The organism is Robertmurraya massiliosenegalensis JC6 (assembly GCF_000311725.1).
Classification (GTDB): domain Bacteria; phylum Bacillota; class Bacilli; order Bacillales; family Cytobacillaceae; genus Robertmurraya; species Robertmurraya massiliosenegalensis.
Genome location: NZ_HE978517.1, coordinates 160,713 through 184,891, shown reverse-complemented (window position 1 = coordinate 184,891; position 24,179 = coordinate 160,713). Strand labels below are relative to the sequence as shown.

The following is a 24,179-nucleotide window of genomic DNA, read 5'->3' as shown; positions in this document are numbered from 1 at the left end:
TTAATAAAAAATGAGGTGATTTTATGGAATGGCTACAATTATTGATCTTATTAATTTGTCCCTTGATGATGATTTTTTGTATGAAAGGGATGTTTGGTCACAAAAATCATGACCATCATTCACATTCTTCAAACAATTTGAATGATAAAATGCTAAATCTTGAGTTGGAGAATAAAAAGTTAAGAGAAGAAATTGAAGCTCTTTCTGCAATGGTGAAAAAGGAATCATGAGTAAAAGGCTGTTACTTAAAGTAGCAGCTTTTTACTTATCATTTCTAATAATTTAAGTATCAATTATAATTTTCTGCATAAAATCTCGACAGATTTGTCGTAATTTTATGGTTGAACGATTTGTTAGGCAAACTTAGAGGTGAGGACAAGATGGATTATTTACAGCCACTAGATAGAGTAGCAATTGAATTTGGACCATTTACAATATACTGGTACGGTATTATCATCGGAATAGGTATATTATTAGGTTGGGTATTTGCAACAAGGGAAGCAAAAAAATTAGGGCTTTCTAAAGATACATTTTCTGATTTATTGCTTTGGGTTATTCCAATCTCAATAGTAAGTGCTAGGATTTACTATGTTCTTTTTAAATGGGACTATTATTCTCAAAATCCTGGGCAAATATTTGCGATTTGGGAAGGTGGCATTGCCATACATGGAGCTTTAATTGGTGGTGTTGTAACAGCCGTTGTTTTTGCCAATAAAAAGGGAATTTCATTTTGGAAATTGGCTGATATTTCCGCACCGAGTATTATTCTTGGGCAGGCAATAGGACGTTGGGGAAACTTCATGAATCAAGAAGCACACGGAACTGAAGTAACGAGGGGCTTTTTAGAAGGTATAAATCTGCCAGATTTTATTATTAATCAGATGTATATAAATGGTTCTTATTATCATCCAACATTCTTGTATGAGTCATTATGGAATTTATTGGGGTTTGTTCTATTACTAATTGTAAGAAGACTTAATATAAAGCGTGGTGAACTTTTTCTTATCTATGTTATTTGGTATTCGATAGGGAGATTCTTTGTAGAAGGTTTGAGAACTGATAGTTTGATGTTAACAGACTCTTTGAGAATCGCTCAAGTCGTCTCATTATCATTAATTGGAATAGCAGTAATCTTAATTTGGTTTAGACGTTGGAAAGGATATGCAAAGTTACAGTACGGAAAAAGGTCAAATTAATTTCCACATAAGGGATTGGAGGTAATGTTAAGTGAAATTAAAGCATTTTATTGTTATTGCTTTAACTTTTTTAGCATTAGTTGCTTGTAGTGCAAATGAAGACAACGCTTTCGAAGAAAACGAAGAAAAAAATATTAAGGAGTTAGTGAACGATTATAGTCTACGAAACATTAAAGATCAGTCAGCATCTATTACATCACATGAACTCATTGCAACTGATCGTAATGGAAATAAAGCAAGCTATGATTTGCCGAAGGAGGAATTTTTCGTTTCCATTGCTCCTTATATTGAGCAAACCCATCCTTGACAAATTCATAACTTGACAGGTTGTCAAGGTGAGTTGGTAAATAAAGAGTTTGATGTTTATATTGAAGACATCGAAGGGAATGTATTAGTAGATGAAAAATTAAAGTCCCAGTCAAATGGCTTTATTGATATATGGCTACCACGGGACAAGGAGTATCGTATAGAAATTAAGTATGACGATAAGAAAGTAGAATCAGAATTCTCCACTTTTGAAAATGATAATACTTGTATTACAACCATGCAACTAATGTAGTAAAGCAATAAGTTGGAAGCCTCGTTTGAGAGGTTTCCTTTAATTTTGATATAAATTATGTGAATTTTTAAATATATCCTTCAGATAATAATATTTAAACTAAATCAAAATAGCTATTTACACATGATCCGGAATATTCCCAATTGATAGAGGGGAGTTAGAGGTTTTAAATTACAGGAGGATAGGAAATGTATGAATTCTTTAGCAAAATAAGCTATATGCTCAGTCAACCATTTTATAATATGGTCAATACAACAGAAGGAATTCCTATTTTATTTGCTTTCGTTTTAGGGATTGTGGGGGCCTTAACACCCTGTCAATTTACTGGGAACCTAGGTGCTATTACATTATACGGAAATAAATCAGTACAGAAACAAATAGCTTGGAAAGAAATTATATTTTTTATTCTTGGTAAAATCTTTGTTTTTACTATTCTAGGTATTACTGTGTGGATGCTCGGAAATGAGTTTAAATCCATCTTAGCCCTATACTTTCCATGGTTTAGAAAAGTTGTTGGACCTATATTAATCCTGATTGGTCTTTTTATGCTCGATGTTATTCGATTCTATAAATCTTTCGTTTTAGGATCAATACCAGAGAAATTTATAAAAAAGGGCAACTTTGGTGCTTTTCTAATGGGAGTGAGTTTTACCCTTGGATTCTGTCCGACTATGTTTGTTTTATTTTTTGTAACATTAATGCCTGCTACAATATCTGTATCATATGGAGTCATTCTTCCTGCCATTTTTGCAATAGGAACATCATTACCACTTTTAATAACCCTATTCCTCATTTGGTATTTTGAGTTAAGTGGGAAGTTGGTTAAGAAAAAAGGTAGAAAGATTGGTGTAATCGTTCAAAAATTAGCAGGAATAACCCTGCTAATTTTAGGTGTTTTAGACACATTGACTTATTGGTAATCTTGAAAAAATCTTACAGTTAATGAATGCAGGGAGGTTAATTGGTAGTATTAAAGAAAGGCTTTTGGGAAGTGTTCTGCATAAAATATTTCATTAGAAGTTTTTTCATGAATTTAGATTAATGTTCTAAATTATGATGTCAGTGAGGCGATTAAAGTGTGTATAACTAATAATTTTATGGAACACCAGGCTTATAAAATAAGTGAAGAAATACGAAAACAGTCGTTATATAAAGTGGTAAAGGTAGAAGTGTTTGGAGGTAAAAGTTTTGAGTTCTCGCAACAAGATGAACAATGGAATGGGAAGGATTTTATTACGAAAATAATCCTAGAGGATAAGAAAGGTGCTTTATTTTCCGTAAAACCTGATTATAGTGGTTTGAGGTTTGCTAAAGGGGAAATAACTTATAATGAATACAATAAAATGCAGAAAAAAGAGGATGTAAAAGGAGTTTGGTATTTCTCTGGCATTATCGGCTCTTTTATGTTGATGATGTTCATATTGATGAAGTTTGTAACTTAAAAAGCTATTTATAAAATTTATTGATTCGCATTAACAGGGATATTTAAAATCTATTTTAAATATCCCTGTTCAGATTAATTATGCTCATCATGATTGTGTTGCTGTTCTGTATTTTGTTGTTGTTCTTGTTGCTGTACTGGCTCATTTTTGGGATATACACTTGTGAGTGTATCAGGTATTGCTGTAATAACTAGAATAATTGAGATAAGGGATGAGATAAGATAAACCCATGCCGCAGGACGATTTCGTGACCATTTCACTTTGGCAACTCTTAAAAACCATACAGACAAAATCAATGATATTACTAATAATATTAATCTTATACTTGGTGGTAAAGACAACAAACCTGTTCCTAGTGTAGTAAGGCCGAGTGCAATTAAAAGCGTATGTAGCCAGTGGTGAGAAGAGGCTATAATGGCAAACAATACTGATCCCACAGCTTTTAAGAGGGGTCTTTCCTTTTTATTCTTTGAATAGTTATGATCTTTGATAATGTACTCCCTCCATCAATTTATACGAATGATACAAACAAAAACAATGGGGACGATTGGCATGAGACTAATTGGGCCTATCCCTCTTCTTTTTTAATTTAATAAATATATTAGTACCGCAATTACACCGATCCCAATTAACAAGGTCCAAAACGTTGACTTAATGGAAGTATTTTGAGAATGATTATCTTGATTAGAGTGATGACCACCACAACAACCCATTTTATAAACTCCTTTCTTTTTTCAAAATTTATTTTTATGATGTCTAGTATTAATTAAGGATGTGGAGAATTTGTGGATTCTAAATGGATAAATGATGAATTCACAAATTGTTCAAAAAAAAATCCTTTGGTACTTAAATCAAATTTAACTTGGCAAATTGTACTTACATCGGTTTTTAAAATGAAAACTAATGATTAAATTGATATAGCATCAGCAATTTTTTGAGGTCATTCTTATAAGTAAATTAATAACTTCTCAAAGAAAAATATTGAACAACTAATGTGAATCATATGAACACACATAATTTATAACCTTTTTAAGGTGTAAACTATGTAAATGCACAAATTCTGCAAACTTTTTGGATACTCTATATTTAATAAAAGAAGGAGGGAATAAAGAAATGCAGAAAAAAGGTAAACGATCAATTTTATTTATTTTGTTAGCTTCACTATTGCTAGTGCTTGGTGCATGTTCAAACGCAACCGACGAAGAACAAGATACTAACGGAAAAACAGAAAATACAAACCAGGGAACAACAACAAACGAAGAGGAAAATGAGGAATCAAGTAATGGAGAAGAAGAAATGGAGGGAATGGATCATGCTGGAATGAATCACTCTGGTTCAAGTGAGGTACCTGAAGGCTTAGAGGAAGCAGAGAATCCAACGTATCCGGTTGGAAGCAAGGCAATTATTCACGCAAATCATATGCCAGGAATGGATGGAGCTGAAGCCACAATCTCTGGAGCCTTTGACACGACGGTTTATACAGTTACATATACGCCTACAACTGGCGGAGAACCAGTCGAGGATCATAAATGGGTCATTCATGAGGAACTTGAAAATGCGGGTGATGAATCGTTTCAAACAGGTGATGAAGTGGTATTAAATGCAGAACATATGGAAGGTATGAAAGGTGCAACTGCAACAATTGATTCTGCTGAACAAACAACAGTCTATATGGTAGATTACACGGATACTGAAACAGGGGAAAAGGTAACGTATCACAAATGGGTAACAGAAAGTGAATTATCTCCAGTAGAATAAAAACGAGGAGGCGGTTCTCTTGTTTATATACGCAAAACAAGAGAACCGCCTCACGTTTTGTATTAAAATACGAAGTTAGAACAAATTAAATCTATATTCCATAAAAATTGGGTAATATAATTAATTTTATTTTACTTTTCACAAATCAGTCACTTTACATAGGGTACGGGGGTATACTATAATGTAATCGAGGAGGAGGAGTGAGATGGATCCCGAATTAGAAAATGAGATGATTTCAGAGGATAGTTGCTGTACACCTTCACATGGGAGAATGAGTCATCACTCAGAAAAAACGAAAAAGAACCTTGTGACCCGATTGAACAGGATTGAAGGTCAGATTCGGGGCATAAAAAGATTAATCGAAACGGATACTTACTGTGATGATGTGATTACTCAAATCTCAGCTTCACAAGCAGCTCTTAATGGTGTTGCTAAAATTCTTCTTGAAGCACATATGAAAGAATGTGTAGTCAATCGAATTCAAGAAGGTGACATGGAAGTTTTAGATGAAGTATTAGTGACCATACAAAAATTAATGAAAAAGTAAAAGGGGACGTTAAATATGGAAAAAGTAACTTTAAATGTAGAAGGTATGTCTTGTGGACATTGCGTGAAATCAGTAGAAGGAAGCGTTGGAGCACTTAATGGAGTTTCAAGTGTAAAAGTCGATCTGGAGAATAAAAAAGTAGACGTTGAATTTAATCAAGCTGAGGTAACATTAGATAAAATCAAGGAAACCATTGATGATCAAGGATACGAAGTAAAGTAAATTGAAGATGGGCTGTGCTTAAAGCACGCTCTCTTTTTCAAAAAAATATACCCTAGGTAGGTATGAGGTGATGGGGATGAGCGAAAAAGTTATTGAAAATCAATTCCAAGTAACTGGCATGACCTGTGCAGCCTGTGCAACAAGAATTGAAAAAGGGCTGAAAAAAATGGATGGAGTCAAGGATGCCAATGTAAACCTTGCTTTAGAAAAAGCCATGGTCCAGTTTGACCCTGTTATGATGAGTCCTTCAGATATAACGAAAAAGGTAAGAGATCTTGGATATGATGTTGTAACAGAAAAAAGGGAATTGGTACTAACTGGTATGACTTGTGCAGCCTGTGCAACAAGAATTGAAAAAGGTCTTAATAAAGTCGATGGTGTTCTGCAAGCAACTGTTAATTTGGCTTTAGAAAAGGCATCTGTAGAATATAATCCATCAGCAGTTACAACAAAAGAGTTAGTTCAAAAGGTTGAAAATCTCGGCTACGGAGCGATGGTAAAAAGCGATGAAAATGAAAAAGAGGCCGTAGATTATCGTCAAAAAGAGATTGAAAAACAGACAGGGAAGTTTATATTCGCAGCTATTTTATCACTTCCGTTACTGTGGTCTATGGTAGGACATTTTAGTTTTACTTCTTTCCTTTGGGTGCCAGATGCATTTATGAACCCATGGGTACAAATGGCCTTGGCAACACCTGTACAATTCTTTATTGGAAAACAATTTTATGTTGGAGCCTATAAGTCATTGAAAAATAAGAGTGCCAATATGGATGTACTCGTAGCTCTTGGTACATCGGCTGCTTATTTTTATAGTGTTTATTTAGCAATAGAATCGCTTGGAAGTAATGCACATTCAGTTGGACTTTATTTTGAAACAAGTGCTGTCTTAATCACATTAATTATTCTTGGAAACCTATTTGAAGCAAAAGCAAAAGGACGTTCATCAGAAGCGATTAAGAAATTAATGGGACTACAAGCAAAAACAGCAACAGTCATTCGAAATGGAATCGAAACCACTATTCCTTTAGAAGATGTTGTGGCTGGCGATATTTTATTAGTAAAGCCTGGTGAGAAAGTTCCTGTTGATGGAGAAGTTTTGGAAGGGACCTCAGCACTGGATGAATCAATGCTCACTGGTGAAAGTGTCCCCGTAGATAAAACAGTTGGAGATAGTGTAATAGGGGCAACTATTAATAAAAATGGATTTTTGAAAATTAAAGCGACAAAAGTAGGAAAGGAAACAGCCCTATCGCAAATCATTAAAATTGTAGAGGAAGCACAAGGATCAAAAGCTCCAATTCAACGGATGGCTGATCAAATTTCCGGTATCTTTGTTCCAATTGTGGTGGGAATAGCGGTTATTACATTTATCATCTGGTATTTCTGGGCTGATCCAGGAAACTTTACTGCAGCCCTAGTAAACCTAATTGCCGTTCTTGTCATTGCATGTCCATGTGCTTTAGGTCTAGCAACACCAACCTCCATTATGGCAGGAACCGGTCGAGCTGCCGAATATGGGATTCTATTTAAAGGTGGAGAACACCTTGAAATGACTCATAAAGTCAATACAGTCATTTTAGACAAAACAGGAACGATCACAAATGGTGAACCTGTTTTAACAGATGTGATAACGGAGCAAGATGAGACAGAGTTCTTATCTCTTGTTGGTTCGGCTGAAAAACAATCAGAGCATCCTCTTGCACAAGCAATTGTTGAAGGAATCGTAGAGAAATCCATCCAGTTCAAAGATGTTTCTGATTTTGAAAATATACCTGGATATGGAATCAAAACGGTAGTGGATGGAAAAGTGGTTCTTGTAGGAACTCGTCGTCTTATGAAAAAATACAATGTCGAGATTGATAATGTATTAGATAAGATGGAAGATCTTGAGAAACAAGGGAAAACAGCTATGTTAGCAGCCGTTGATGGAAGATATGCAGGGATTGTTGCAGTAGCAGATACAATTAAAGAAACATCTACTTCCGCCATTAAACGGATGAAAGACATGGGACTTGAAGTGATTATGATTACGGGTGACAACAAAGATACGGCAAATGCAATTGCAAAACAAGCTGGAGTTGATCATGTAATTGCCGAAGTTCTCCCAGAAGGGAAAGCAGAAGAAGTGAAGAAACTTCAAGCTCAAGATAAAAAAGTGGCCATGGTCGGGGATGGAATTAATGATGCCCCAGCACTTGCTACTGCTGATATTGGTATGGCTATTGGTACGGGTACAGATGTAGCGATGGAAGCAGCCGATATTACCTTGATCCGTGGGGATTTGAACAGTATTCCAGACTCCATCTTAATGAGCCATAAAACAATGCGAAATATTAAGCAAAACCTTTTCTGGGCCTTAGCTTATAATTCAATTGGCATTCCAATTGCGGCGTTTGGATTCTTAGCTCCATGGCTTGCCGGTGCTGCAATGGCATTTAGCTCTGTTTCGGTTGTACTCAATGCTCTACGATTACAAAAGGTCAAACTATAGGAGTGTCGTATATGAAAAAATGGGTATTATCTGCCCTGGCTTATTTAATAGTCGTTGTGGGTGCTTATTATGCTTATTCAATTGTAAGTCCTCCTGTAGAGGATCAAGAACACACAAATATAGAACAACATAATGAATAGTTAACTGATTTTAAGAATGGCCCCTATTTGGATAGAGGCCATTCTTGTTATAAAAAATGCAAAGTTTTTTCATAAATAAATGAGACACTAAAAAGGATGTTTATGAGGTAGGTGGAACGAATTGAATACGAATGAAAAAATTAAAAGAAGATATAATAGAATTTCAAGTATATATGAAGTTATGGATAAGATGATTAAAGCAGAGTGGAGATTGAATTTACTATCTAATATATCTGGAAATGTTCTTGAAGTGGGAGTCGGGACGGGGGCTAATTTCCCCTTTTATCCAACCTATACAAAATCACTAACAGGTGTTGACTTTAGTAAAGGGATGCTAAAACAGGCCCAGGAGAAATTAGTAAAAGGTAGGTATCCATTTCCGATTCGATTAATGGAAGCAGATATACAGGAATTGCCGTTTCCAGACGATATGTTCGATACAGTGGTCTCTACTTGTGTATTTTGTTCCGTTCCGGATCCTCTTTTGGGTTTAAAAGAGTTGAAAAGAGTTTGTAAACCAAATGGACAAATACTGCTGTTGGAGCATGTGAGAAGTGATCAAATGTGGGTTGGTATTGTAATGGATTTGTTAAATCCTTTAACGGTAAGATTATGGGGAGCCAATATTAACCGGGAAACGATCAACACGATCGAACGATCAGGTCTCAAAGTTGAAACGAATAAAAATTTAATGGGATCTATTTTTAGAGAGTTATCGGTTAGTCCCAATAAATGACGTTTGGAAGAGCCATACTATGTTTAATAATTATAAACGATTTACAACTTTGATAGGATAATTAATCTTCAAAAGGGGATGATATTTTCTGTAAGAATCAAAAGGAGGAATTTGGAAGATGCCTATGACCTATGAAGAATGTATAAAAGCATGTTTGGAATGTATGGAGGCATGTAACGGATGTTATGATGCCTGTTTAAAAGAAGAGGATGTAAAAATGATGGCAGAATGTATCCGTTTGGATAGAGAATGTGCGGATATGTGTGCATTTGCAGCAAAGGCAATGCAATCAAACAGCCCATTTGCAAAACAAATTTGTCAACTTTGTGCGGAAATTTGTGAAGCATGTGGTAATGCTTGTAAAAGTCATGAACACCATGAGCATTGTCGTGAATGTGCAGAATCATGCTTTAGATGTGCAGAGATTTGCCGTAAAATGGCTGCTTAACATTTCATTGTTTAAAATAAAAGGATTGGTGGTATTCCAATCCTTTTATTTGTCACGATTATAAACTATTCATCATATTTTTTGCCTTCTCAGTATCCTGCATCATGCCCCCATCCCCATGACAATCATTATACATTTGCTCTAATTCATTTGTTGATAATTCTGGGTGCATTTTTTCCATAAATGGTTTCATTTCTTGGAAACCATCCGTTTGAGCATAGGCAAATCCTGCCCCGCCTAGCAGAATGGCTCCTGTTAATAGCCCGATAGCTAATTTCTTTTTCATTTGTTTCATCTCCTTCTTAATTATATTTTTATATTAACGTAAAAGTTTGCAGAGATTATGCAGAAACTTTGTGGAACTTGTTAAGATTGTACATGAATTTATTGGATACACATTTATCATGAACTAATAATAAGCGGATCCATGTCTCCTCCTCCACCGACTGTTTCAATTGTGATTACTACTTGATGGGGTAAGCATACAATAGCAGGACCTGGCTTTGAAATATAACCTGTATTTACACAGATTTGTTCAGGACATGTAGAAGATTCAATCCGAATCTCCTCGTTATGCAACTCCACGGTATTTGGATTGCATTCAATCTCAGGTATGTTTAACCTTTCAGTACCTTTATGTCCAGTTAATGTGACCCGTTTCACTTCCTCATTTCTACTGGAAATAACAGCGACATATTCTGGATTTTCAGTTGTTGCCTCTACTTTAGCCTGCTGATAGCTAAAAATAGAAACGGGGATAAATGAAATGACTAATAATAAAACAGTAATGATAATGTCCCATCTTTTAATCATTTGAAGTGCGTTTTTCAAAGGGTTCATCTCCTTGCAATTCAAATATGGATAGGCCTAAGACTTCCACTTATATCCAACCCCCCAGACAGTTTGTAAATAGTCATCTGCTGGAAAACCTGCTTTTCTTAGTTTTTCACGCAAATTTCGAACATGAGAGTCAATCGTACGATCCTCGGTTGAAACATTATATCCCCATACTGATTCAATCAGATGATCCCTAGAAAAAACTCGATTTGTGTTGGTTAAAAAGAGGCTCAACATCCCAAATTCTTTCGGAGTTAAGGAAATTTCTTGATTTTTATAAAAAAGCTGATGAGAATCTTGAATTAGGGTAAGTCCTTTAAATGAGATTTGCTCTGGTTGTTTTGTACTTCTTCTTATGACAGCCTCAATTCTAGCTACTAGCTCCTCTTCATCGAAAGGTTTAGATATGTAATCATCAGCACCTATATTTAACCCTTTAATAATGTCTGTTTTGCCACCTAACGCTGTAAGCATAATAATAGGAATATCCCCCCAATTTTTACGAATTTCCTGGCATGCTTCTAACCCACTCATATCAGGCATCATAATATCTAATAAAATAAGATCAACCGTATTGGATTCCAAAAATGTAAGAGCTTCTCGAGCAGATTCTTTTTTTATACAATGGTAGCCAAGAGGGGATAAGTATAACGATAATAAATCAATCATCATCGGTTCATCATCTACAAGTAAAATGGTTGTCAATTTTTGTCCTCCTTGAAAATTAATTCGAATTCTGTCCCAATATTCTCTTTACTTCTCACTTGAATATCCCCTCCATGAGCAAAGACCAGTTCTTTGATAATGGCAAGACCAAGCCCAGTACCACCGAGAGAACGTGTTCGGGATTTATCTACACGATAAAAGCGGTTAAAAATATAGGGAAGATCCTCCTCGGGAATTCCCTTTCCATTATCTTTAATGGAGATATGAATTTCCCTTTTTTGTTTCCAAGCTGTTAAAGAAACGGTCGATCCGCTGTTTGAGTATTTCATGGCATTATCTAATAGATTCATAAAAATTTGTTCAAGTCTTAATGAATCAGCTTTTAACAACAGATTCGGCTGGCAGTTTATAGTGAATTTCATTTCATTCTCATGAAAAATTGGAGAGAACTTTTGATCCATTTTTGTGAAAAATTCATTTAAGTTGATTAACTCTTTTTCAATGATAAACGTATTTTGATCTATTTTTGCAAGTTCAAATAGCTCTTTGATTAATTTGGCTAAACGATCTGATTCTTCCACAATAATAGATAAATATTTACCCTGTTCTTCTTTGGATAAATTCCTTTTTTTTACAATATCAGCATAGCCCTTTATATAAGTAAGAGGAGTCCGAAGTTCATGTGAAATACTAGCTAAAAATTGACTCCGTTCTTTTTTAAGATAGTTTAAATCTGTCGCTAATAACTTGATTGACTTTGCTAGATCCCCTAATTCATCTTCTGATGTATGAGGGAGAGGAACGGAAAAATTACCTTTACTAATTTCTGATGTTGCTTCTTTCATTTTAATAAGAGGTCTAGTAATCCCCCTCGATAAGAAACAAATGATAATAATCGTAAAAATAACTGAAATCAAGCCTGCAATCAAAAAGTGTTCATTCAAGGAATGAATTAAAATACGTACCAACGCAGTATCTTGAAACATATAAACATACCCGGAAACTTTTTGATCAATTTGAATGGGACTAACTGTCGCAATATATGGTTCCTGCTCCCATTTTTCTTCTAAAACCTGTCCATCATTTGGAATAGGGGTTAAAGGGGCTTCTATATACCTTCTAAAGTTTTCAACCGGAGCCGAAGAATCTAGTATCTCCCCTGACTCATTTGTTATGATTACGTCTGTATTGGATTCAGATTCCATCAAAACGACATGATCAACCATTTCATCATCGAATTGCTTTTCAAGAATAGCCTTGTGAGAATTCCCCCTCGATTTTAATGTTTGTAGCTCTTGTTCTATTCTCGAGTCCACAATTTCAGCATGCAAAAAGAAAAACATAAATGTAATTAAACCAAAAATTACAACAAAAAATAAGATGCCTAGTTTTACTGAAAGTTTCTTCATTACGATGATCATTCTCCTATTTCCATGTATGCTTAGCCTACGATAAAATTTTGAAGATTTTGTGCAGAAATTGTGTAAAGGTCGGTACATTATTATTTTACACCAGAAAGATAAAAAAACCGCTGAAGCATCAGCAGTCCTAATATTAGTCTTCTTTATAATAGTTGCCTTTTATAAAAAAAGTATCTACTCATTTTAATGATGTTCTATATGATTTTGTTCATTAGGAGCTTCAATATCGCTGAAAATCGGGTCTAATTGGTTAAGTAAAATAAAAATAAAACTATATAGAATAATGATAAACAGTGGATGATTATAGAAAGTCGCTTCTTTATTACTGACCTCTTTTTGTATCAAATGAAGGAGAATTAGTAAAGTAGATAAAAATAGAAAAATCATGATCTTAACAATTGCATCACGATACTCTACCGTGATCATTTCCCCAAGCATGGCTCCCATCATGCCTCCCATAATCCCGGATAGCATCCCGTCAAGGACAGCTATAATGCTTACTGGTAAACCAGTCAAAAATCCAACCAGAAAACCTGCAGCCATTCCTAAAATGGTAGCAATAAAAAAGTTGTCCGAAATTACAATTCCTACAATAACTCCTACAGTGAGACCGACACTCATACCAATTGACATAGCTATCATCATGCCAGTCATATTAGTGAATTTCTTTCTATGGTAAGTTACCTTATAAATAACAAGAACTGAGAGCGAGAAAATTGATATAAGAATTAGAAAAAGTGATACTCCCATTTTTTACTCCTTTCTGTCTTGTCCGATATTATTAACTATATGTGATTGATGACTAGGAATATTCAAAGTCTATTTATTAAATATAGGTTATAGTGTCCTTAAAATGTTATTCTGTTTGAAATTACTTTCTTATCTCCATTCTCTTTTTTCTAATATGTTTCCCTGCTAAATAGTTGGTTTCCGTGTTAAAAAGTCGGTACCCAATGCTAAATAGTTGGTATCCAAATGGCAAAGGAAGCGGGAAGTGCAGCGGGCAGTTACGATATGTATCTAACGTTTATTCTACTGTAAAATCAATACAAATTCGGGCTGGATCCAGTAGTGATTCAGTCCTTTTCTTTTTGTTCAATACTCCTTGAATCCCTTGTCAATATTGGCTTCAGGGGGTATCCAATGTTTTTCCAGTTGGTATCATCGCCATATCAAATTCAATATGATTCCCTTATTTTTTCAATAATTTTTAATCATTTTTTCCCTTCTTTTCTCCTGATTCTTCTCTCTATTACGGGAAAAACTATTTAACATTGTCCGAATATTCGATACAACCCGAGAAGGAAAAAGGAGGGCGAAAATGGGGGTTTTGGGGAAGAACTATGTAACATAATGGAATGAAGAAAAAAGGCGAGATAAGAGGGGTGGGACTTAGAGCCGCAAGGGTTTGAGGGGAGTGAGAGGGAGAATAGAGCGGGGAAGGACTTTTTGGCAGTTGAATAGGAACGTTATTATTCTTTAAGGAAAGAGGAAAAGAGTGAGAAAAAGGCGTGAGCCTTAGAGGGAGAGGCGATTGAGGAGTAAAGGGGGGAGTGGAGCGGGGGAACGTTATTAAAATTTGAGGACATAGTAGAGGGAAAGGGTTAAGGAAATGAAGTTAAAATTTCTAATTGAACTTATGTATAATAAATAAAAAGAAGATAGAAAGAGTAAAGGGAGTGAAAAGAGATGCTTTCTCTTGAAGAATATATCTCCAAAAGAAAAAAAGAAGATCAAATAAATGAATTTGATATTGAATCTAAACCTCAAAATATGCAAACATGTATGAACTATATTTTTGAATATTTTAATCAGTACCTTGATGCTTCAAAGTTAGACGAAAAGACTGTGTTAAACGAAGAGCGACTTGAAAAGTATAAAAAATCACTTCGAGACTATGAACCTGAACTTCAAGATTGGTTGGTTAGAATCTTTGAGGATTTTGACAAACAGCTTAATCGTTCCATTATTAGTTTCCTTAAAAAAGATGATTTATTTTATCTATACAATACTGAACAAGAGTTTCGGAGTGTTTCGTATGAATGTTACGCTCAGCTTATAAAGAAAAATTCTTACCTGAAAGACCAAACGGAAATGCTTTTCCTCTTTATAAAAGACCATCATCGTATCAAAAGTAATCCAAAATTGGATTTTCAAAATCTTTATATTTCAGAAGAAGTAGAGGAGTGGATTAATAAGACGTGGAACAAATATCAGGTGAACTTACTTGCTTTTGCATCAGACTATGTGTCCCGATTTTTTAATAATGAGGAAACGTGGGATGTAAAACATAGAAGTAAAAGCAAAGATGGTTGGAGGAAATATGAGTATGACTATAAACAAAAAAACAATTTATTTAATATAAACTCTCTACATAGAAGAATATCTAATAAACCATTTATCAGAGGGAAAAAGCAATTTCTTGAAATTTTGTTAATGTACTGTTGGATTCACGAAATTGATGGGGATGAATCTTATTGGCAGGAGTATATAACTAAGGTATTAGGATAAGAGAGGTTAAGAAGATGGAGACAGAAAAAGGGAATTTTGACAAAAAGAAAGCAAATGATTCTCAAATGCAAACCTTTTTATCAGGATATGATGATCAATGAAGATTAAGAAAATTAGTTTCTATAAAGATGATGTTAGAGGATAGAGAAAAACTGAAGCGAAAACTTCGATCATTTTATGGGCCAGACTTTAAAAAGAATGAGGATAACTACGTTTATAATGAAACAACAAATGGGTTAATATTTAGTGCAATCTCAGAGTTACTCATGTATTTTGAGGATTATTTTGTATTAATGAATTATATAAGAGAAGTGTACCCACCCAAAAATCTTTAGGCTAAGCTAAAAAGCTTTGTTCTTAAAGAAAAAAGTCTGGTCAAGACTGAGGGGGACAGGGGCGATTCTTTTTTATATGAACAAATGATTGAATAGAAGCAGATAAAGCTAAAATTTTGGCTCCATTTTATCGTGCTAAATGCAAAACCATCATTTTTTGGCTCCATTTCGTCGTGCTACTGTCTCTTCGCATTTAAGTTCTTCCCTATGTAATTCAAGTTCGTACCTGCTGTAAATAAGTTGGTATCTGAACAGGGGCGAAAGCGGGAGCTGACAACTATGTATGTAGACTCCAGAAGGATCGGGAAACGTACCGTTGGTACGAAGCCTGTAGTATCAAGTGTTAAAAGGGGGTTCGACATCCAATCTATTGAATCACGCCTTTTTCCGTTGTATTATTAACACATAAGCAATTGACGCTCACCTCAAAGGATATGCCATCAAAATCTACTTGGCATTCTCGTCATGCTTAACCCCAAAAATAATCCTCAAAGGAGACCTCAATTAATGAACAACTCAAAATTTGCAAGATCAATATTGAAACTATTAGGAGATATTGTGTTAGAACATCGAGAATATCACGATGGACTGACTATGCTTGTCAAAGATGTAAATGCAGAAATAGATGGTAGAGATTTAATGGAATATATAGAAGAGGAATTAGAAGCTGAGGGTTTTAAGGACATTAGCTTTAGTATTGGAGATGGACACTGGATGACGATACACAAAGAAAGTCACCAGGTAAGAAATTAACGTATCATTATAAAAAGGTAGAGGATAAGGCAAGAGAGAAGGATCGAGTAGCGTACCGTTGGTACGCCATACGGTTCTTTTTTTGTGTGATATAAAAGGGTGAAAAAGAGCGGGGAGAAAAGCGTGATAGAAAGGTTTGAGCAAATAGGGGATAAGTTGTGAATAAAAAGAAAGGAAAAGAGAAGGGAATACTGCGATATCAACAAAATATACACAGATTAGGGATAAGGTTAGAGGAAAAGAGTGAAGAAGAGTTAGATATCAACAGGTTGTAAACAAGTAAGAAAAAAGGCGTGAAGAAAAGCCTGAAAAAACACCTGGTCAACCATCTTTTCAACCTTAATCCTTACTCCTTACTCCTACTACGGAAGAACTTAATTACATTTTCACTTTCCTTACTGTTCCGTTATCGGTACGAATTTTACCCGAAAGGGTGGTTTTTTGGGAAGAACTTGAATTACGTAATAGTGAGAAGGTTTAAGGAAGGGAAAGGGCGTGAAGGTAAGTGGGAGAAGGGATTGGGGGGGATAGAAGGGGAGGGAAAGCGGGGAAGAACTTAATTTCAAAGAGACAGCTACCTTTATGTTTATTCCTGATTCTTTAAGTCCTGGTTGGGCCGATAAAAAGATATGACGTACCGTTGGTACGAAGCCTTTAGTATCAAGGTTTAAAGGGGTTCGACAGGGGTACGACACTCGAAGGATTGTAAATATTAATTGACAGGCTATAATTAAAACATAAGCATTAGATGAACTTCCTCATGGATGTGCTAAGCCTACTTCTTCAAGCACTCCCATCTGACGCTTAATCAAACTAAACCCCATATAAAGGAGACCTCGAAATGAACAAATTACAATTACAATTACAATCAGCAATTACCCAATCTAAGAATCTTGAAAGCAGTATCCGAATCTTTGTAAGTGAATCCTATCACTACAGTCTTAAAGACACATTTAACAAGCCGTTAAGATTAGCTACAACTCTCTTATCAAACGTTATTCCGCTTAAATATTTAGTAAAAGAGTATTTTTATAATCCTGAATTATATAAGCAATTTGATGATATCTCTGATCAAATCTTCCATCATATAGATATGATTGAGGAAGCATTACAGGAGATATTAGAGTTAGGCTTGCATAACGAAGAGGAATTTAAGCATGTGTATAGTCAGTTTAATTTCACCCGTAACTTGTATTGTGAGTTACTGGCTGAGGTATATGAAGAAGAAGCAATCTAAAAAAGAGAAAAGGATCGGGTAGCGTACCAACGGTACGCCATTCGGTTCTTTTTTTGTAAAACTTGGTGAGCAGGATGGAATAAGGTAGGGGGAAGGTGGGGATAAGATGTGAATTAAGGAAAAGAAGAGTGAAAAGAATGGTTAGATATTAACAGGTTATACACAAAGATGGGAAAAGGAGTGAGAAAAAGCGGGAGGAAGATCTTGAAGAAAAGCGTGAAAAGGCTTGAAAACAAGGGGAAATCAACCTTTAAATCCTTACCCCTTACCTCTATTTTGGACAAACTATTTTCTCTCTGAGTCATTGCAAATTCGGTACAAGATTGAGCAAAAGTGAGGGGAAAGCGGGACAAACTTTATTCAATTCCAGAAGGAGGGGAAAGGGCATGAAGGCAAGCAGGAGAAGGGAAAGAGGGATTGAAGCGGGGGAGCGGAATTGCCCAAGGTTTTTTAGATGGAAACAAAGTAGACGGCAAGGATTAAGGATTAGGAAAGCCCCACCAGTTACCATATCAAAGTGTAAAGAAGGTTACTGCACTTGAAACATTTTAACGATCAGTTTTGGTAAAAAATAAATTACATATAAACTGATAATAAGGGAACTAACTGAATTTGGAAGGTTTATTCTATAGCCCATTAATACAATCTAAACATAAGAAAGGAGTTAGAAACATGGAAAATTCAAAGGTTAAAGTAAGATATGAAATATATGATGATTTGATAAATAAGACGTATTACAAGAAAGAAACTGGATTTCAGATCGATAATGAGCATGTAGTCACCTTTTATGAACACAATCTACTTGGAATAGATCGAATTGGTGACAAAGTTGGTGATTATTTAGTTGTGTATAATGCCATCTAAAGAGATTATTTATTTGCTTTAAGGGTTGGTTCGAGTTCAACTTGATGTAGATAATTTGGTTTATTCTACAGGAAAAAGCAGACCAAAGAAAATAACTTGAATACCAATTCAATCATAACAATCAATCACAACACTCCATTTACTATCTGAATTAATTTGTTTGTGCTACTCTAAAAATACTAAGAGAGTATGGATGTATGATTAGATAACCTGAATGGGGGCATTTAAAGTGGATAATGTACTTGTTTGTGTTTTTAGCTTCGAACATATTTGTGACATCGAACCTGAAAAAGAAATAGAAGGCAATATTAAGGTGTACTATCCGCAAAGCCAGTATAAAAATCCCAATGATCTTGCATTACATAAGTATGGAATTGGCCCATTTTGTACCTTTGCTATTCCAAGGGATCTAAGGAGAGAAGGAGTCTATCTTATAAAAATAGATGCAGATATAAAGTATGTAGGAGAATGTGAGAATCTTGCAAGCCGTTTTAATATGGGATATGGAAACATATCACCGAGGAATTGTTATGCGGGAGGTCAAACAACAAATTGTAGGATTAATAACGCAATTTATAACCATTCTTTAAACACTAATAATATTGAACTCTATTTTTATGAAACTACTAATAGATATGAAGTCGAATGGGAGCTGATTAATACACTTAATCCACCTTGGAATAGATCTAAGGGCAAGAAAGTGGAAAATAGAAACAGCGTGGATAAATCAACTATTCCCTCTAAGCAAGTGTCGTATAAGAAATCAACTTGTAGAGAAGAAATTTTAACCGTAGTTAGAACTATTGTGGGGAATAAAGGAGTCAATGAGTTTACTATAAACGATATAGTAGAATCAATGCGGAGAGAGGGAACTTCTTTCAAGGAATCAACCATTCGAACACATATAACATCGAAGTGTTGTGTGAATGCTCCGAGCCATCATGCAATTGTTTACAATGACTTTGAAAGGATTGGTAAAGGGCTGTATAAGTTGATTAATAATGAAACTAATATCAAATAGCACAACATAAATAGATGGTAGATTTAGAGGTTATTGCAAATATAATAAATAAAGTAGGTGCATCTTGAATACTGAAGCGGTTATAAGAATCAAAGAGACTGTTGATGGCTATAAGAAATTACTTGGTATCCTGGCTGAGAATGAGGATAATGAGCAAATTTGTAGATTATCTAAGAAGCGAATTTCTGAGATATATGGATTATCTTATACAGGTACATGTAAAAAGTTGGATTTCCTCTTACGGTATGGACTTGTAAGGGAAGTCGATAGAGGTTTAATAAGAACTGGAAAGAAAGTAATGGAAGCAAAACCATTCACATTACTTCAAAGAATTATGTTGTTGGTGTTAGATAAACCAGAAGTCTATAGTAGTTTTAAGCAACAGGCAGAGTTACTAAAAGAGCCATTTGAAGAAGTGCAAGTGGCATGGGGATTTTATTCATACTTTTTTGGATCAAAGTATCCAGATAAAGATGAACTTAGTTTGTTAGTTCAGGAGAAGATTTGATAGGCATGAAAATAGACAAGAAGAATTAGGAGGGATAAACCGATGAAGAAACAATATCTTGACTTAATACAATTTTTTGAGGGATACGTTCGTAATTATAGAAGGTTGAATTTGTCCAGAATTCATAATCGCTCGATGTTTACTCAAAGGGAAATTGATTACTTTGCAAATTTGGGCGAAATGCTTGGTTTTGATAGTTTTATTGAAGATGCAAAATATGATAAGAAAAAGGATCGGTCAAGACCAATGAATCTCGCTTGGTGGAAGTGGGATGAAAGAATAGATAAAGAGAATTATGTGCTTCTTGCACTGCATTTAGAAAGAGAAAACCAATGGAATAAAGATGAAGACACAATCGATAAGATCTTTTCTGATACAGAAGAAGGTTTCATTCCACATAATGTGATAGGAATTCAAAATGTAGAATCATGTGATCGAATTAAATTTCTAAACAAATTGATAGTAAGGAAGAATGCAGTTCAAAAATCAAACGTCTTAATGATATATCGCTATTATGACTTAGAATCTGATTTAGAAAGGGTATCTGCATACAATTATAATGCGAAAGGTTTATCAGAACAAAGAAGTGCCATCTGCAAGCAAGATGAATTGGGTTATTGGTTTATGTGTTTTGAAGAAGAATATGAAACATTGCAAAAGAACAAAGAGGAATCTGATTTAACCAGAAAGGTATTGCTGTGAATTCAGTAAATAAAGAAAAGCCAGGCAGTTAGTTTACTGAGCTGGCTAATTTTATGATTTCGCATACCGAAGTGTTTTACTTGTTCTTTCGCATTAAGTCTTTATCTAATTTTACTTTTTGAATCAAAGGGTTTTCTTTAGAGTAAATCTCAACAATAGCAGTAATCCAATTATCCTTCTTATTAATCTGACGATCACCGAATACCCACAAGCCAAGTTCCTCCAGGTGTTTAATCTCCTTTGATAAATTATTCTCTAAGTCAAATCTCTGACCGATTTCAACAATGTCCCATATATCTAATACATCCGCAACTGTTGTTAGGAATACTTGGACAACTTCAGTTTGCTCTTCTGTATGACAATCATGGTAATCATATCCATATTGATGTGCATGGGAGATGATTCTAACCAAGTCTCTACCACTTTGGATTCTATGAAGGAACTTAACATCTGTATGCTTTTCTGTACTCGCTTTCTTTATAGATTCATCCTCGCTAACGATGTTATCAAGTTCACTCAAATTTGTTTCTAAAGCATCTAAGACAGATAAAAGTGTTGCACTTTCTGCTGTGCCAGAGGACTCTAACCTTCGGACAGTCCTTTCACTAACTTTGGCTCTATCTACTAACTCAGCTTGTGTCCAGAGCTTTAATTTTCTTAATTCCTTTATTTTCTGACCAGTATGCATCACTTAATCTCTCCTTGTTTTGTTTTATTGATTTTATTATAAACGCAACGGTACTAATGTTTAAGGTCAGCTATAGGACAATTAGAGGACAATATTGGGACAATTTTATTTTGTTAATAACTTTATGAAGACTACATTAGATATCTTCCACTTCTACACCAACAATTTCATTCCTACATCGAGTGTTATCTCTGTTAAAATAGTTATAAATTATTGGATGTAATTTGTAAAAACAAGTTAGTAGATGATGGATAAGAGCTACGTTGGCATTACATCGTAGCCTTTCACTATCTTAATGAAATTAGAAATAGTTGTAAAAAAACCAGAAATAGCAAAACAATGGCATCCAACCAAAAATGGTAGTACACGCCCTGATGAAGTGGGAGCATATGCAAGAGAAGAATATTGGTGGTTATGTGAGAATGGCCATAAATGGAAGAAAGAAAGCACCTAACAGTAGACGAAGTTCTAAGTGTAAATACTGTAAAAGGTAAATTTTATAATAGGGGGGACAATTATGAGTTGGGAAGAAATGTACAGTAGAGACTATCCATGTAGTTGTGGTAAAGGCACATATACAGAAGTGGTTGAAATGGATGACTGGAACAGACGAAGAGAACATCGAACAATAAACTGCCCTGAATGTGCTGAGAATGAAAAAAAAGCTAAGATAAATGAAGCTAAGGAAAGAGAAAGATTAAAACAATTGGATGAAGAAATAAAAGCCTATTTTAGTGAACGTTACATGGAGAAATGGCATTCTTACTTTGCTTCCGCAAAAAATAAAAAGGAAATTTGGACATTAGCAAAGGAAATGGGAATTGAAAGAGATAGCCTTTCTTCTTTCTATACTCGGAATAAATCCAAAGGTATGGAAACATACGTTAAGGAATTGGCAATCTCCGATAACATACAAAAGATCATGCAAGCTCTAAATATTGAAGATGTGGATTTAACATATAAGGTCGATGAAGCAATGAAGCTAAAAAGAGCAAAGTATGCAAAATCAGTTGCCGAATGGCATAGAAACCATTAAAGATAATTAACTGATGATTGTAAAATAGATAAAAAGTTCGCAAGAAATTTGGAGTGAGAAGATTAAATAATTGGCTTATTCAACTATCAGGTGTATTTTACTAACAATCGCTTCTTGTGCTAACGAAGCAGGTTAGTTCAAATTCTGTTTTATATAAATAAAAGACGGTGAAAACGCACCGTCTATAATTAGCTATTTATTTTGTGTTAATTCTTTGTAATAAAGGTAATCGACTTTATGCTTGGTAGCCATTAACTGTGAAGCCAAAACCGCCGTATAAACAGTGGTTAGTACAATTGCTCCAACACCAAGACCTGAAAGGTTTATCTTATTAGATGTACTCATTCCATTATTGCTTGTGTTCATTCCATTATTGCTTGTGTTCATTCCATTATTACTTGTAGGTGCTTCTTCCATTTTATTAACCCCCTCATTTGTTATAGGGGTATTATTTGTAACGGCATTTAAACTTATACTAAAAAAATAAAAGGCAGGTTCTAAAAACTTTAAACTTGTGAACAAATGTACTTAAACTAATGGGTGCTTTTGTTTAATATGATCGTTTAACTATGATCATATTTCAAATGGGAGAGAAATCAACAGTAGCTAACTAAAAGAGGATTTTTGAGAAGCATATAGAGAAGGTTATGGTCAGTGGTAGTAAAGAAAGCGGAACTAAAAGAGTAATGTTGATATTCTCTAATTCATTCTCTAATTCATTCTCTAATCAGCAGATATAACCAATATAGAGATTAGATAACACATAGCTATGATTCCGATAATCAGCAATAAACCTTTATAAATTTTTCAACTAATAAACTACTATTTATTGATAGTTGTGCTTCCTTATTATTTAGAAACACTTCATAATAAAAAATATAAAAACTCAATCATTATGGCATCCAAACAATTTCCAATATATTGAATGTGATCTATTGACATATTAAAATAGGTGGTTTATTATAGTCCTTACAAATTATACTAATACACACCAATATTTTGGGATATGAGGGAGCAATTTATGAAAAATTGTTTGTTAGTCCATAAAGCCCAACTGAATAAAAAAGTACACTAATCCACTCGGAAAACGAGTGGATTTTTTTATGGTGTTACTTAGGCAACTGTATTAGAAAAAGGAGGAAGATTTAATGCTTGATATATACAATTCATTAAGAAGATTTGTAACAGAGGAGGCATTTCGTGACATAACTATTGATCTCATTATGCTATTGAGCGGGTTAATTATTGGAGCTTATGTAAAAATACTATTTTTTTAAATGTAATAGCACAATCTTGGTAGTGATTTACATGGTATTCCTATGAGAAAAAATATATCGCAAACAAGGTGAAGATGATGAAAGATAGAATGATTCTCGGCTATATGTTATTAGCATGCAAGCAGTTAAATTATACGAAGGAAGAAGTAAGGAATTTTATAGGAGAGCTGTCGATACTGTTGGAAACTAAAACTGAAGAAGAGATTGAAGAAGGTTTTCAATGGTACATGGAGTTAGATGAAAGCGAAAATAAAATAGAGAATAAACCAACTAAAATGGATATTAAAACAAAAAATCCAAGAAAGATAACCAGATTTCCCGAAGGTTATCGAAGCAAACTTTCAATTGAGAACGAGAAAATTATTAGACTGCTAAGAAGTATAAGTAACCCATAATTGAATATCAGGTTTTAGGGTTATAGAATTCATATATTAATAACTGTTGATATACCTTCATTTGTAAATTGTGATTAATGATGTGAGATGTCGAAAACTATTGAACCAGGGAGGAACGAGAATATGTATTTGTTATATAAGAAACACCAAACATCAATGAGTAAAGACAAGGCATTTCCAGAAAGATGGAAAATGTCTTTTTTAATACAGTTGCTTAGAAAACCTCATAAGAAAGGAGAGAGATAAATGCGTAACAACTACGGGTTCTGGTCACTTTCAAAACACAAGATGCTAATGGAGTGCGAAATGAAGTGGGCGTTAAATTATCATATATCGAAGAGAGGTGAATTTGATAGTAAGCCACCAATCCTCCAACTTGCATGGCGATC

At 34.5% G+C, this 24,179-nt stretch carries 31 protein-coding genes; 23 read left to right on the top strand and 8 right to left on the bottom strand.

What is annotated here, in order from left to right; genetic code table 11:
- Positions 1–23 precede the first annotated feature (23 nt).
- From BMSHG_RS21825 to BMSHG_RS21800, 5 genes are all read left to right on the top strand, one after another.
- A complete protein-coding gene (locus BMSHG_RS21825; protein WP_019156596.1) occupies positions 24–230 on the top strand; it encodes a DUF2933 domain-containing protein in 207 nt (68 codons plus the stop codon).
- 150 nt (positions 231–380) lie between these two features.
- Positions 381–1,196 carry a prolipoprotein diacylglyceryl transferase gene (gene lgt / locus BMSHG_RS21820; protein ID WP_019156595.1) on the top strand — a complete coding sequence of 272 codons (816 nt, stop codon included), beginning with the start codon at positions 381–383 and terminating at the stop codon, positions 1,194–1,196.
- Between the two features lie 31 nt (positions 1,197–1,227).
- The gene (locus BMSHG_RS28780) at positions 1,228–1,755 is read left to right on the top strand and encodes a CueP family metal-binding protein (RefSeq protein WP_173391084.1); all 528 of its coding nucleotides are present in this window, start codon (positions 1,228–1,230) and stop codon (positions 1,753–1,755) included.
- Positions 1,756–1,943: 188 nt separating this feature from the next.
- Positions 1,944–2,675, top strand: coding sequence for an urease accessory protein UreH domain-containing protein (locus tag BMSHG_RS21805; RefSeq protein WP_019156592.1), 732 nt, complete (start codon positions 1,944–1,946; stop codon positions 2,673–2,675).
- Positions 2,676–2,831: 156 nt separating this feature from the next.
- Positions 2,832–3,197 (top strand): hypothetical protein, encoded by a 366-nt coding sequence (locus BMSHG_RS21800; protein ID WP_019156591.1) that lies wholly within the window; start codon positions 2,832–2,834, stop codon positions 3,195–3,197.
- 74 nt (positions 3,198–3,271) lie between these two features.
- On the opposite strand, the gene BMSHG_RS21795 is transcribed toward BMSHG_RS21800, so the two are convergent.
- Positions 3,272–3,457, bottom strand: a complete 186-nt coding sequence (locus tag BMSHG_RS21795) for a hypothetical protein (RefSeq protein WP_019156590.1) — start codon at positions 3,455–3,457, stop codon at positions 3,272–3,274.
- A gap of 853 nt (positions 3,458–4,310) precedes the next feature.
- Here BMSHG_RS21795 and BMSHG_RS21785 point away from each other — a divergent pair.
- From BMSHG_RS21785 to BMSHG_RS21755, 7 genes are all read left to right on the top strand, one after another.
- Complete coding sequence (locus BMSHG_RS21785; RefSeq protein WP_019156588.1) at positions 4,311–4,955, top strand: YdhK family protein; 645 nt, start codon at positions 4,311–4,313, stop codon at positions 4,953–4,955.
- 205 nt (positions 4,956–5,160) lie between these two features.
- Complete coding sequence (locus tag BMSHG_RS21780) at positions 5,161–5,502, top strand: metal-sensitive transcriptional regulator (RefSeq protein WP_019156587.1); 342 nt, start codon at positions 5,161–5,163, stop codon at positions 5,500–5,502.
- Positions 5,503–5,517: 15 nt separating this feature from the next.
- Positions 5,518–5,724 (top strand): copper chaperone CopZ, encoded by a 207-nt coding sequence (gene copZ, locus BMSHG_RS21775; RefSeq protein WP_019156586.1) that lies wholly within the window; start codon positions 5,518–5,520, stop codon positions 5,722–5,724.
- A gap of 76 nt (positions 5,725–5,800) precedes the next feature.
- The gene (locus BMSHG_RS21770; RefSeq protein WP_019156585.1) at positions 5,801–8,215 is read left to right on the top strand and encodes a heavy metal translocating P-type ATPase; all 2,415 of its coding nucleotides are present in this window, start codon (positions 5,801–5,803) and stop codon (positions 8,213–8,215) included.
- Positions 8,216–8,226: 11 nt separating this feature from the next.
- Positions 8,227–8,355, top strand: coding sequence for a hypothetical protein (locus BMSHG_RS29360; protein ID WP_019156584.1), 129 nt, complete (start codon positions 8,227–8,229; stop codon positions 8,353–8,355).
- Positions 8,356–8,476: 121 nt separating this feature from the next.
- The gene (locus BMSHG_RS21760; RefSeq protein ID WP_019156583.1) at positions 8,477–9,091 is read left to right on the top strand and encodes a class I SAM-dependent methyltransferase; all 615 of its coding nucleotides are present in this window, start codon (positions 8,477–8,479) and stop codon (positions 9,089–9,091) included.
- A 118-nt stretch (positions 9,092–9,209) separates the two neighbouring features.
- Positions 9,210–9,539 (top strand): four-helix bundle copper-binding protein, encoded by a 330-nt coding sequence (locus BMSHG_RS21755; RefSeq protein ID WP_019156582.1) that lies wholly within the window; start codon positions 9,210–9,212, stop codon positions 9,537–9,539.
- A gap of 58 nt (positions 9,540–9,597) precedes the next feature.
- Here BMSHG_RS21755 and BMSHG_RS21750 read toward each other — a convergent pair whose 3' ends face one another.
- From BMSHG_RS21750 to BMSHG_RS26665, 5 genes are all read right to left on the bottom strand, one after another.
- Complete coding sequence (locus tag BMSHG_RS21750; RefSeq protein ID WP_019156581.1) at positions 9,598–9,825, bottom strand: hypothetical protein; 228 nt, start codon at positions 9,823–9,825, stop codon at positions 9,598–9,600.
- A gap of 116 nt (positions 9,826–9,941) precedes the next feature.
- Complete coding sequence (locus BMSHG_RS21745) at positions 9,942–10,379, bottom strand: NusG domain II-containing protein (RefSeq protein ID WP_034659229.1); 438 nt, start codon at positions 10,377–10,379, stop codon at positions 9,942–9,944.
- 27 nt (positions 10,380–10,406) lie between these two features.
- Positions 10,407–11,081, bottom strand: coding sequence for a response regulator transcription factor (locus tag BMSHG_RS21740; RefSeq protein ID WP_019156579.1), 675 nt, complete (start codon positions 11,079–11,081; stop codon positions 10,407–10,409).
- The gene (locus BMSHG_RS21735; protein ID WP_019156578.1) at positions 11,078–12,451 is read right to left on the bottom strand and encodes a sensor histidine kinase; all 1,374 of its coding nucleotides are present in this window, start codon (positions 12,449–12,451) and stop codon (positions 11,078–11,080) included. Before BMSHG_RS21735 ends, BMSHG_RS21740 begins: the two co-directional genes overlap by 4 nt.
- Positions 12,452–12,646: 195 nt before the next feature.
- The gene (locus tag BMSHG_RS26665) at positions 12,647–13,213 is read right to left on the bottom strand and encodes a hypothetical protein (protein WP_019156577.1); all 567 of its coding nucleotides are present in this window, start codon (positions 13,211–13,213) and stop codon (positions 12,647–12,649) included.
- A gap of 939 nt (positions 13,214–14,152) precedes the next feature.
- Between BMSHG_RS26665 and BMSHG_RS21725 the strand changes: the two genes are divergently transcribed.
- The 7 genes from BMSHG_RS21725 (at position 14,153) to BMSHG_RS21670 (ending at position 20,394) form a co-directional block, all read left to right on the top strand.
- The gene (locus BMSHG_RS21725) at positions 14,153–14,974 is read left to right on the top strand and encodes a hypothetical protein (RefSeq protein ID WP_019156576.1); all 822 of its coding nucleotides are present in this window, start codon (positions 14,153–14,155) and stop codon (positions 14,972–14,974) included.
- Between the two features lie 842 nt (positions 14,975–15,816).
- Positions 15,817–16,062: a hypothetical protein gene (locus BMSHG_RS21710; RefSeq protein ID WP_019156574.1), complete on the top strand. Its 246-nt coding sequence runs from the start codon at positions 15,817–15,819 to the stop codon at positions 16,060–16,062.
- Positions 16,063–16,903: 841 nt separating this feature from the next.
- Positions 16,904–17,299, top strand: coding sequence for a hypothetical protein (locus tag BMSHG_RS21700; RefSeq protein WP_019156572.1), 396 nt, complete (start codon positions 16,904–16,906; stop codon positions 17,297–17,299).
- 672 nt (positions 17,300–17,971) lie between these two features.
- Positions 17,972–18,163, top strand: a complete 192-nt coding sequence (locus tag BMSHG_RS21690) for a hypothetical protein (RefSeq protein ID WP_019156570.1) — start codon at positions 17,972–17,974, stop codon at positions 18,161–18,163.
- A 229-nt stretch (positions 18,164–18,392) separates the two neighbouring features.
- Complete coding sequence (locus tag BMSHG_RS27240) at positions 18,393–19,184, top strand: GIY-YIG nuclease family protein (protein WP_019156569.1); 792 nt, start codon at positions 18,393–18,395, stop codon at positions 19,182–19,184.
- A 64-nt stretch (positions 19,185–19,248) separates the two neighbouring features.
- Entirely contained in the window at positions 19,249–19,692 is a 444-nt protein-coding gene (locus BMSHG_RS21675; RefSeq protein ID WP_019156568.1) for a hypothetical protein, read from the top strand.
- A 42-nt stretch (positions 19,693–19,734) separates the two neighbouring features.
- Positions 19,735–20,394: a hypothetical protein gene (locus tag BMSHG_RS21670; protein ID WP_019156567.1), complete on the top strand. Its 660-nt coding sequence runs from the start codon at positions 19,735–19,737 to the stop codon at positions 20,392–20,394.
- A 76-nt stretch (positions 20,395–20,470) separates the two neighbouring features.
- On the opposite strand, the gene BMSHG_RS27235 is transcribed toward BMSHG_RS21670, so the two are convergent.
- Positions 20,471–21,082, bottom strand: a complete 612-nt coding sequence (locus tag BMSHG_RS27235) for a helix-turn-helix domain-containing protein (protein WP_019156566.1) — start codon at positions 21,080–21,082, stop codon at positions 20,471–20,473.
- Between the two features lie 295 nt (positions 21,083–21,377).
- Between BMSHG_RS27235 and BMSHG_RS29495 the strand changes: the two genes are divergently transcribed.
- Both BMSHG_RS29495 and BMSHG_RS28625 read left to right on the top strand, forming a co-directional pair.
- Positions 21,378–21,536, top strand: a complete 159-nt coding sequence (locus BMSHG_RS29495; RefSeq protein WP_082851791.1) for a zinc-ribbon domain-containing protein — start codon at positions 21,378–21,380, stop codon at positions 21,534–21,536.
- 63 nt (positions 21,537–21,599) lie between these two features.
- Positions 21,600–22,118 carry a hypothetical protein gene (locus BMSHG_RS28625; protein WP_019156565.1) on the top strand — a complete coding sequence of 173 codons (519 nt, stop codon included), beginning with the start codon at positions 21,600–21,602 and terminating at the stop codon, positions 22,116–22,118.
- 192 nt (positions 22,119–22,310) lie between these two features.
- Here BMSHG_RS28625 and BMSHG_RS28620 read toward each other — a convergent pair whose 3' ends face one another.
- Positions 22,311–22,535 carry a hypothetical protein gene (locus BMSHG_RS28620; protein WP_019156564.1) on the bottom strand — a complete coding sequence of 75 codons (225 nt, stop codon included), beginning with the start codon at positions 22,533–22,535 and terminating at the stop codon, positions 22,311–22,313.
- Between the two features lie 731 nt (positions 22,536–23,266).
- Between BMSHG_RS28620 and BMSHG_RS29355 the strand changes: the two genes are divergently transcribed.
- Together BMSHG_RS29355 and BMSHG_RS21645 are read left to right on the top strand one after the other, a co-directional pair.
- On the top strand, positions 23,267–23,395 hold the full coding sequence (locus BMSHG_RS29355; protein ID WP_019156563.1) for a hypothetical protein: 129 nt from the start codon (positions 23,267–23,269) through the stop codon (positions 23,393–23,395).
- 77 nt (positions 23,396–23,472) lie between these two features.
- Positions 23,473–23,790: a hypothetical protein gene (locus BMSHG_RS21645; protein WP_019156562.1), complete on the top strand. Its 318-nt coding sequence runs from the start codon at positions 23,473–23,475 to the stop codon at positions 23,788–23,790.
- Positions 23,791–24,179: the final 389 nt, after the last annotated feature.

What these genes read in the sequence shown, in the direction of transcription:
- BMSHG_RS21670 (WP_019156567.1), top strand. Translation starts at nt 19,735, where the DNA reads ATGAAGAAACAATATCTTGACTTAATACAATTTTTTGAGGGATACGTT.
- BMSHG_RS26665 (WP_019156577.1), bottom strand. Translation starts at nt 13,213, where the DNA reads ATGGGAGTATCACTTTTTCTAATTCTTATATCAATTTTCTCGCTCTCA.
- BMSHG_RS21735 (WP_019156578.1), bottom strand. Translation starts at nt 12,451, where the DNA reads ATGAAGAAACTTTCAGTAAAACTAGGCATCTTATTTTTTGTTGTAATT.
- BMSHG_RS21825 (WP_019156596.1), top strand. Translation starts at nt 24, where the DNA reads ATGGAATGGCTACAATTATTGATCTTATTAATTTGTCCCTTGATGATG.
- BMSHG_RS21750 (WP_019156581.1), bottom strand. Translation starts at nt 9,825, where the DNA reads ATGAAAAAGAAATTAGCTATCGGGCTATTAACAGGAGCCATTCTGCTA.
- BMSHG_RS29360 (WP_019156584.1), top strand. Translation starts at nt 8,227, where the DNA reads ATGAAAAAATGGGTATTATCTGCCCTGGCTTATTTAATAGTCGTTGTG.
- BMSHG_RS21785 (WP_019156588.1), top strand. Translation starts at nt 4,311, where the DNA reads ATGCAGAAAAAAGGTAAACGATCAATTTTATTTATTTTGTTAGCTTCA.
- copZ (WP_019156586.1), top strand. Translation starts at nt 5,518, where the DNA reads ATGGAAAAAGTAACTTTAAATGTAGAAGGTATGTCTTGTGGACATTGC.
- BMSHG_RS27235 (WP_019156566.1), bottom strand. Translation starts at nt 21,082, where the DNA reads ATGCATACTGGTCAGAAAATAAAGGAATTAAGAAAATTAAAGCTCTGG.
- BMSHG_RS21700 (WP_019156572.1), top strand. Translation starts at nt 16,904, where the DNA reads ATGAACAAATTACAATTACAATTACAATCAGCAATTACCCAATCTAAG.
- BMSHG_RS28625 (WP_019156565.1), top strand. Translation starts at nt 21,600, where the DNA reads ATGAGTTGGGAAGAAATGTACAGTAGAGACTATCCATGTAGTTGTGGT.
- BMSHG_RS21770 (WP_019156585.1), top strand. Translation starts at nt 5,801, where the DNA reads ATGAGCGAAAAAGTTATTGAAAATCAATTCCAAGTAACTGGCATGACC.
- BMSHG_RS21755 (WP_019156582.1), top strand. Translation starts at nt 9,210, where the DNA reads ATGCCTATGACCTATGAAGAATGTATAAAAGCATGTTTGGAATGTATG.
- BMSHG_RS29355 (WP_019156563.1), top strand. Translation starts at nt 23,267, where the DNA reads ATGCTTGATATATACAATTCATTAAGAAGATTTGTAACAGAGGAGGCA.
- BMSHG_RS28620 (WP_019156564.1), bottom strand. Translation starts at nt 22,535, where the DNA reads ATGGAAGAAGCACCTACAAGTAATAATGGAATGAACACAAGCAATAAT.
- BMSHG_RS21745 (WP_034659229.1), bottom strand. Translation starts at nt 10,379, where the DNA reads ATGAACCCTTTGAAAAACGCACTTCAAATGATTAAAAGATGGGACATT.
- lgt (WP_019156595.1), top strand. Translation starts at nt 381, where the DNA reads ATGGATTATTTACAGCCACTAGATAGAGTAGCAATTGAATTTGGACCA.
- BMSHG_RS21645 (WP_019156562.1), top strand. Translation starts at nt 23,473, where the DNA reads ATGAAAGATAGAATGATTCTCGGCTATATGTTATTAGCATGCAAGCAG.
- BMSHG_RS21690 (WP_019156570.1), top strand. Translation starts at nt 17,972, where the DNA reads ATGGAAAATTCAAAGGTTAAAGTAAGATATGAAATATATGATGATTTG.
- BMSHG_RS21805 (WP_019156592.1), top strand. Translation starts at nt 1,944, where the DNA reads ATGTATGAATTCTTTAGCAAAATAAGCTATATGCTCAGTCAACCATTT.
- BMSHG_RS21725 (WP_019156576.1), top strand. Translation starts at nt 14,153, where the DNA reads ATGCTTTCTCTTGAAGAATATATCTCCAAAAGAAAAAAAGAAGATCAA.
- BMSHG_RS29495 (WP_082851791.1), top strand. Translation starts at nt 21,378, where the DNA reads ATGAAATTAGAAATAGTTGTAAAAAAACCAGAAATAGCAAAACAATGG.
- BMSHG_RS21780 (WP_019156587.1), top strand. Translation starts at nt 5,161, where the DNA reads ATGGATCCCGAATTAGAAAATGAGATGATTTCAGAGGATAGTTGCTGT.
- BMSHG_RS21710 (WP_019156574.1), top strand. Translation starts at nt 15,817, where the DNA reads ATGAACAACTCAAAATTTGCAAGATCAATATTGAAACTATTAGGAGAT.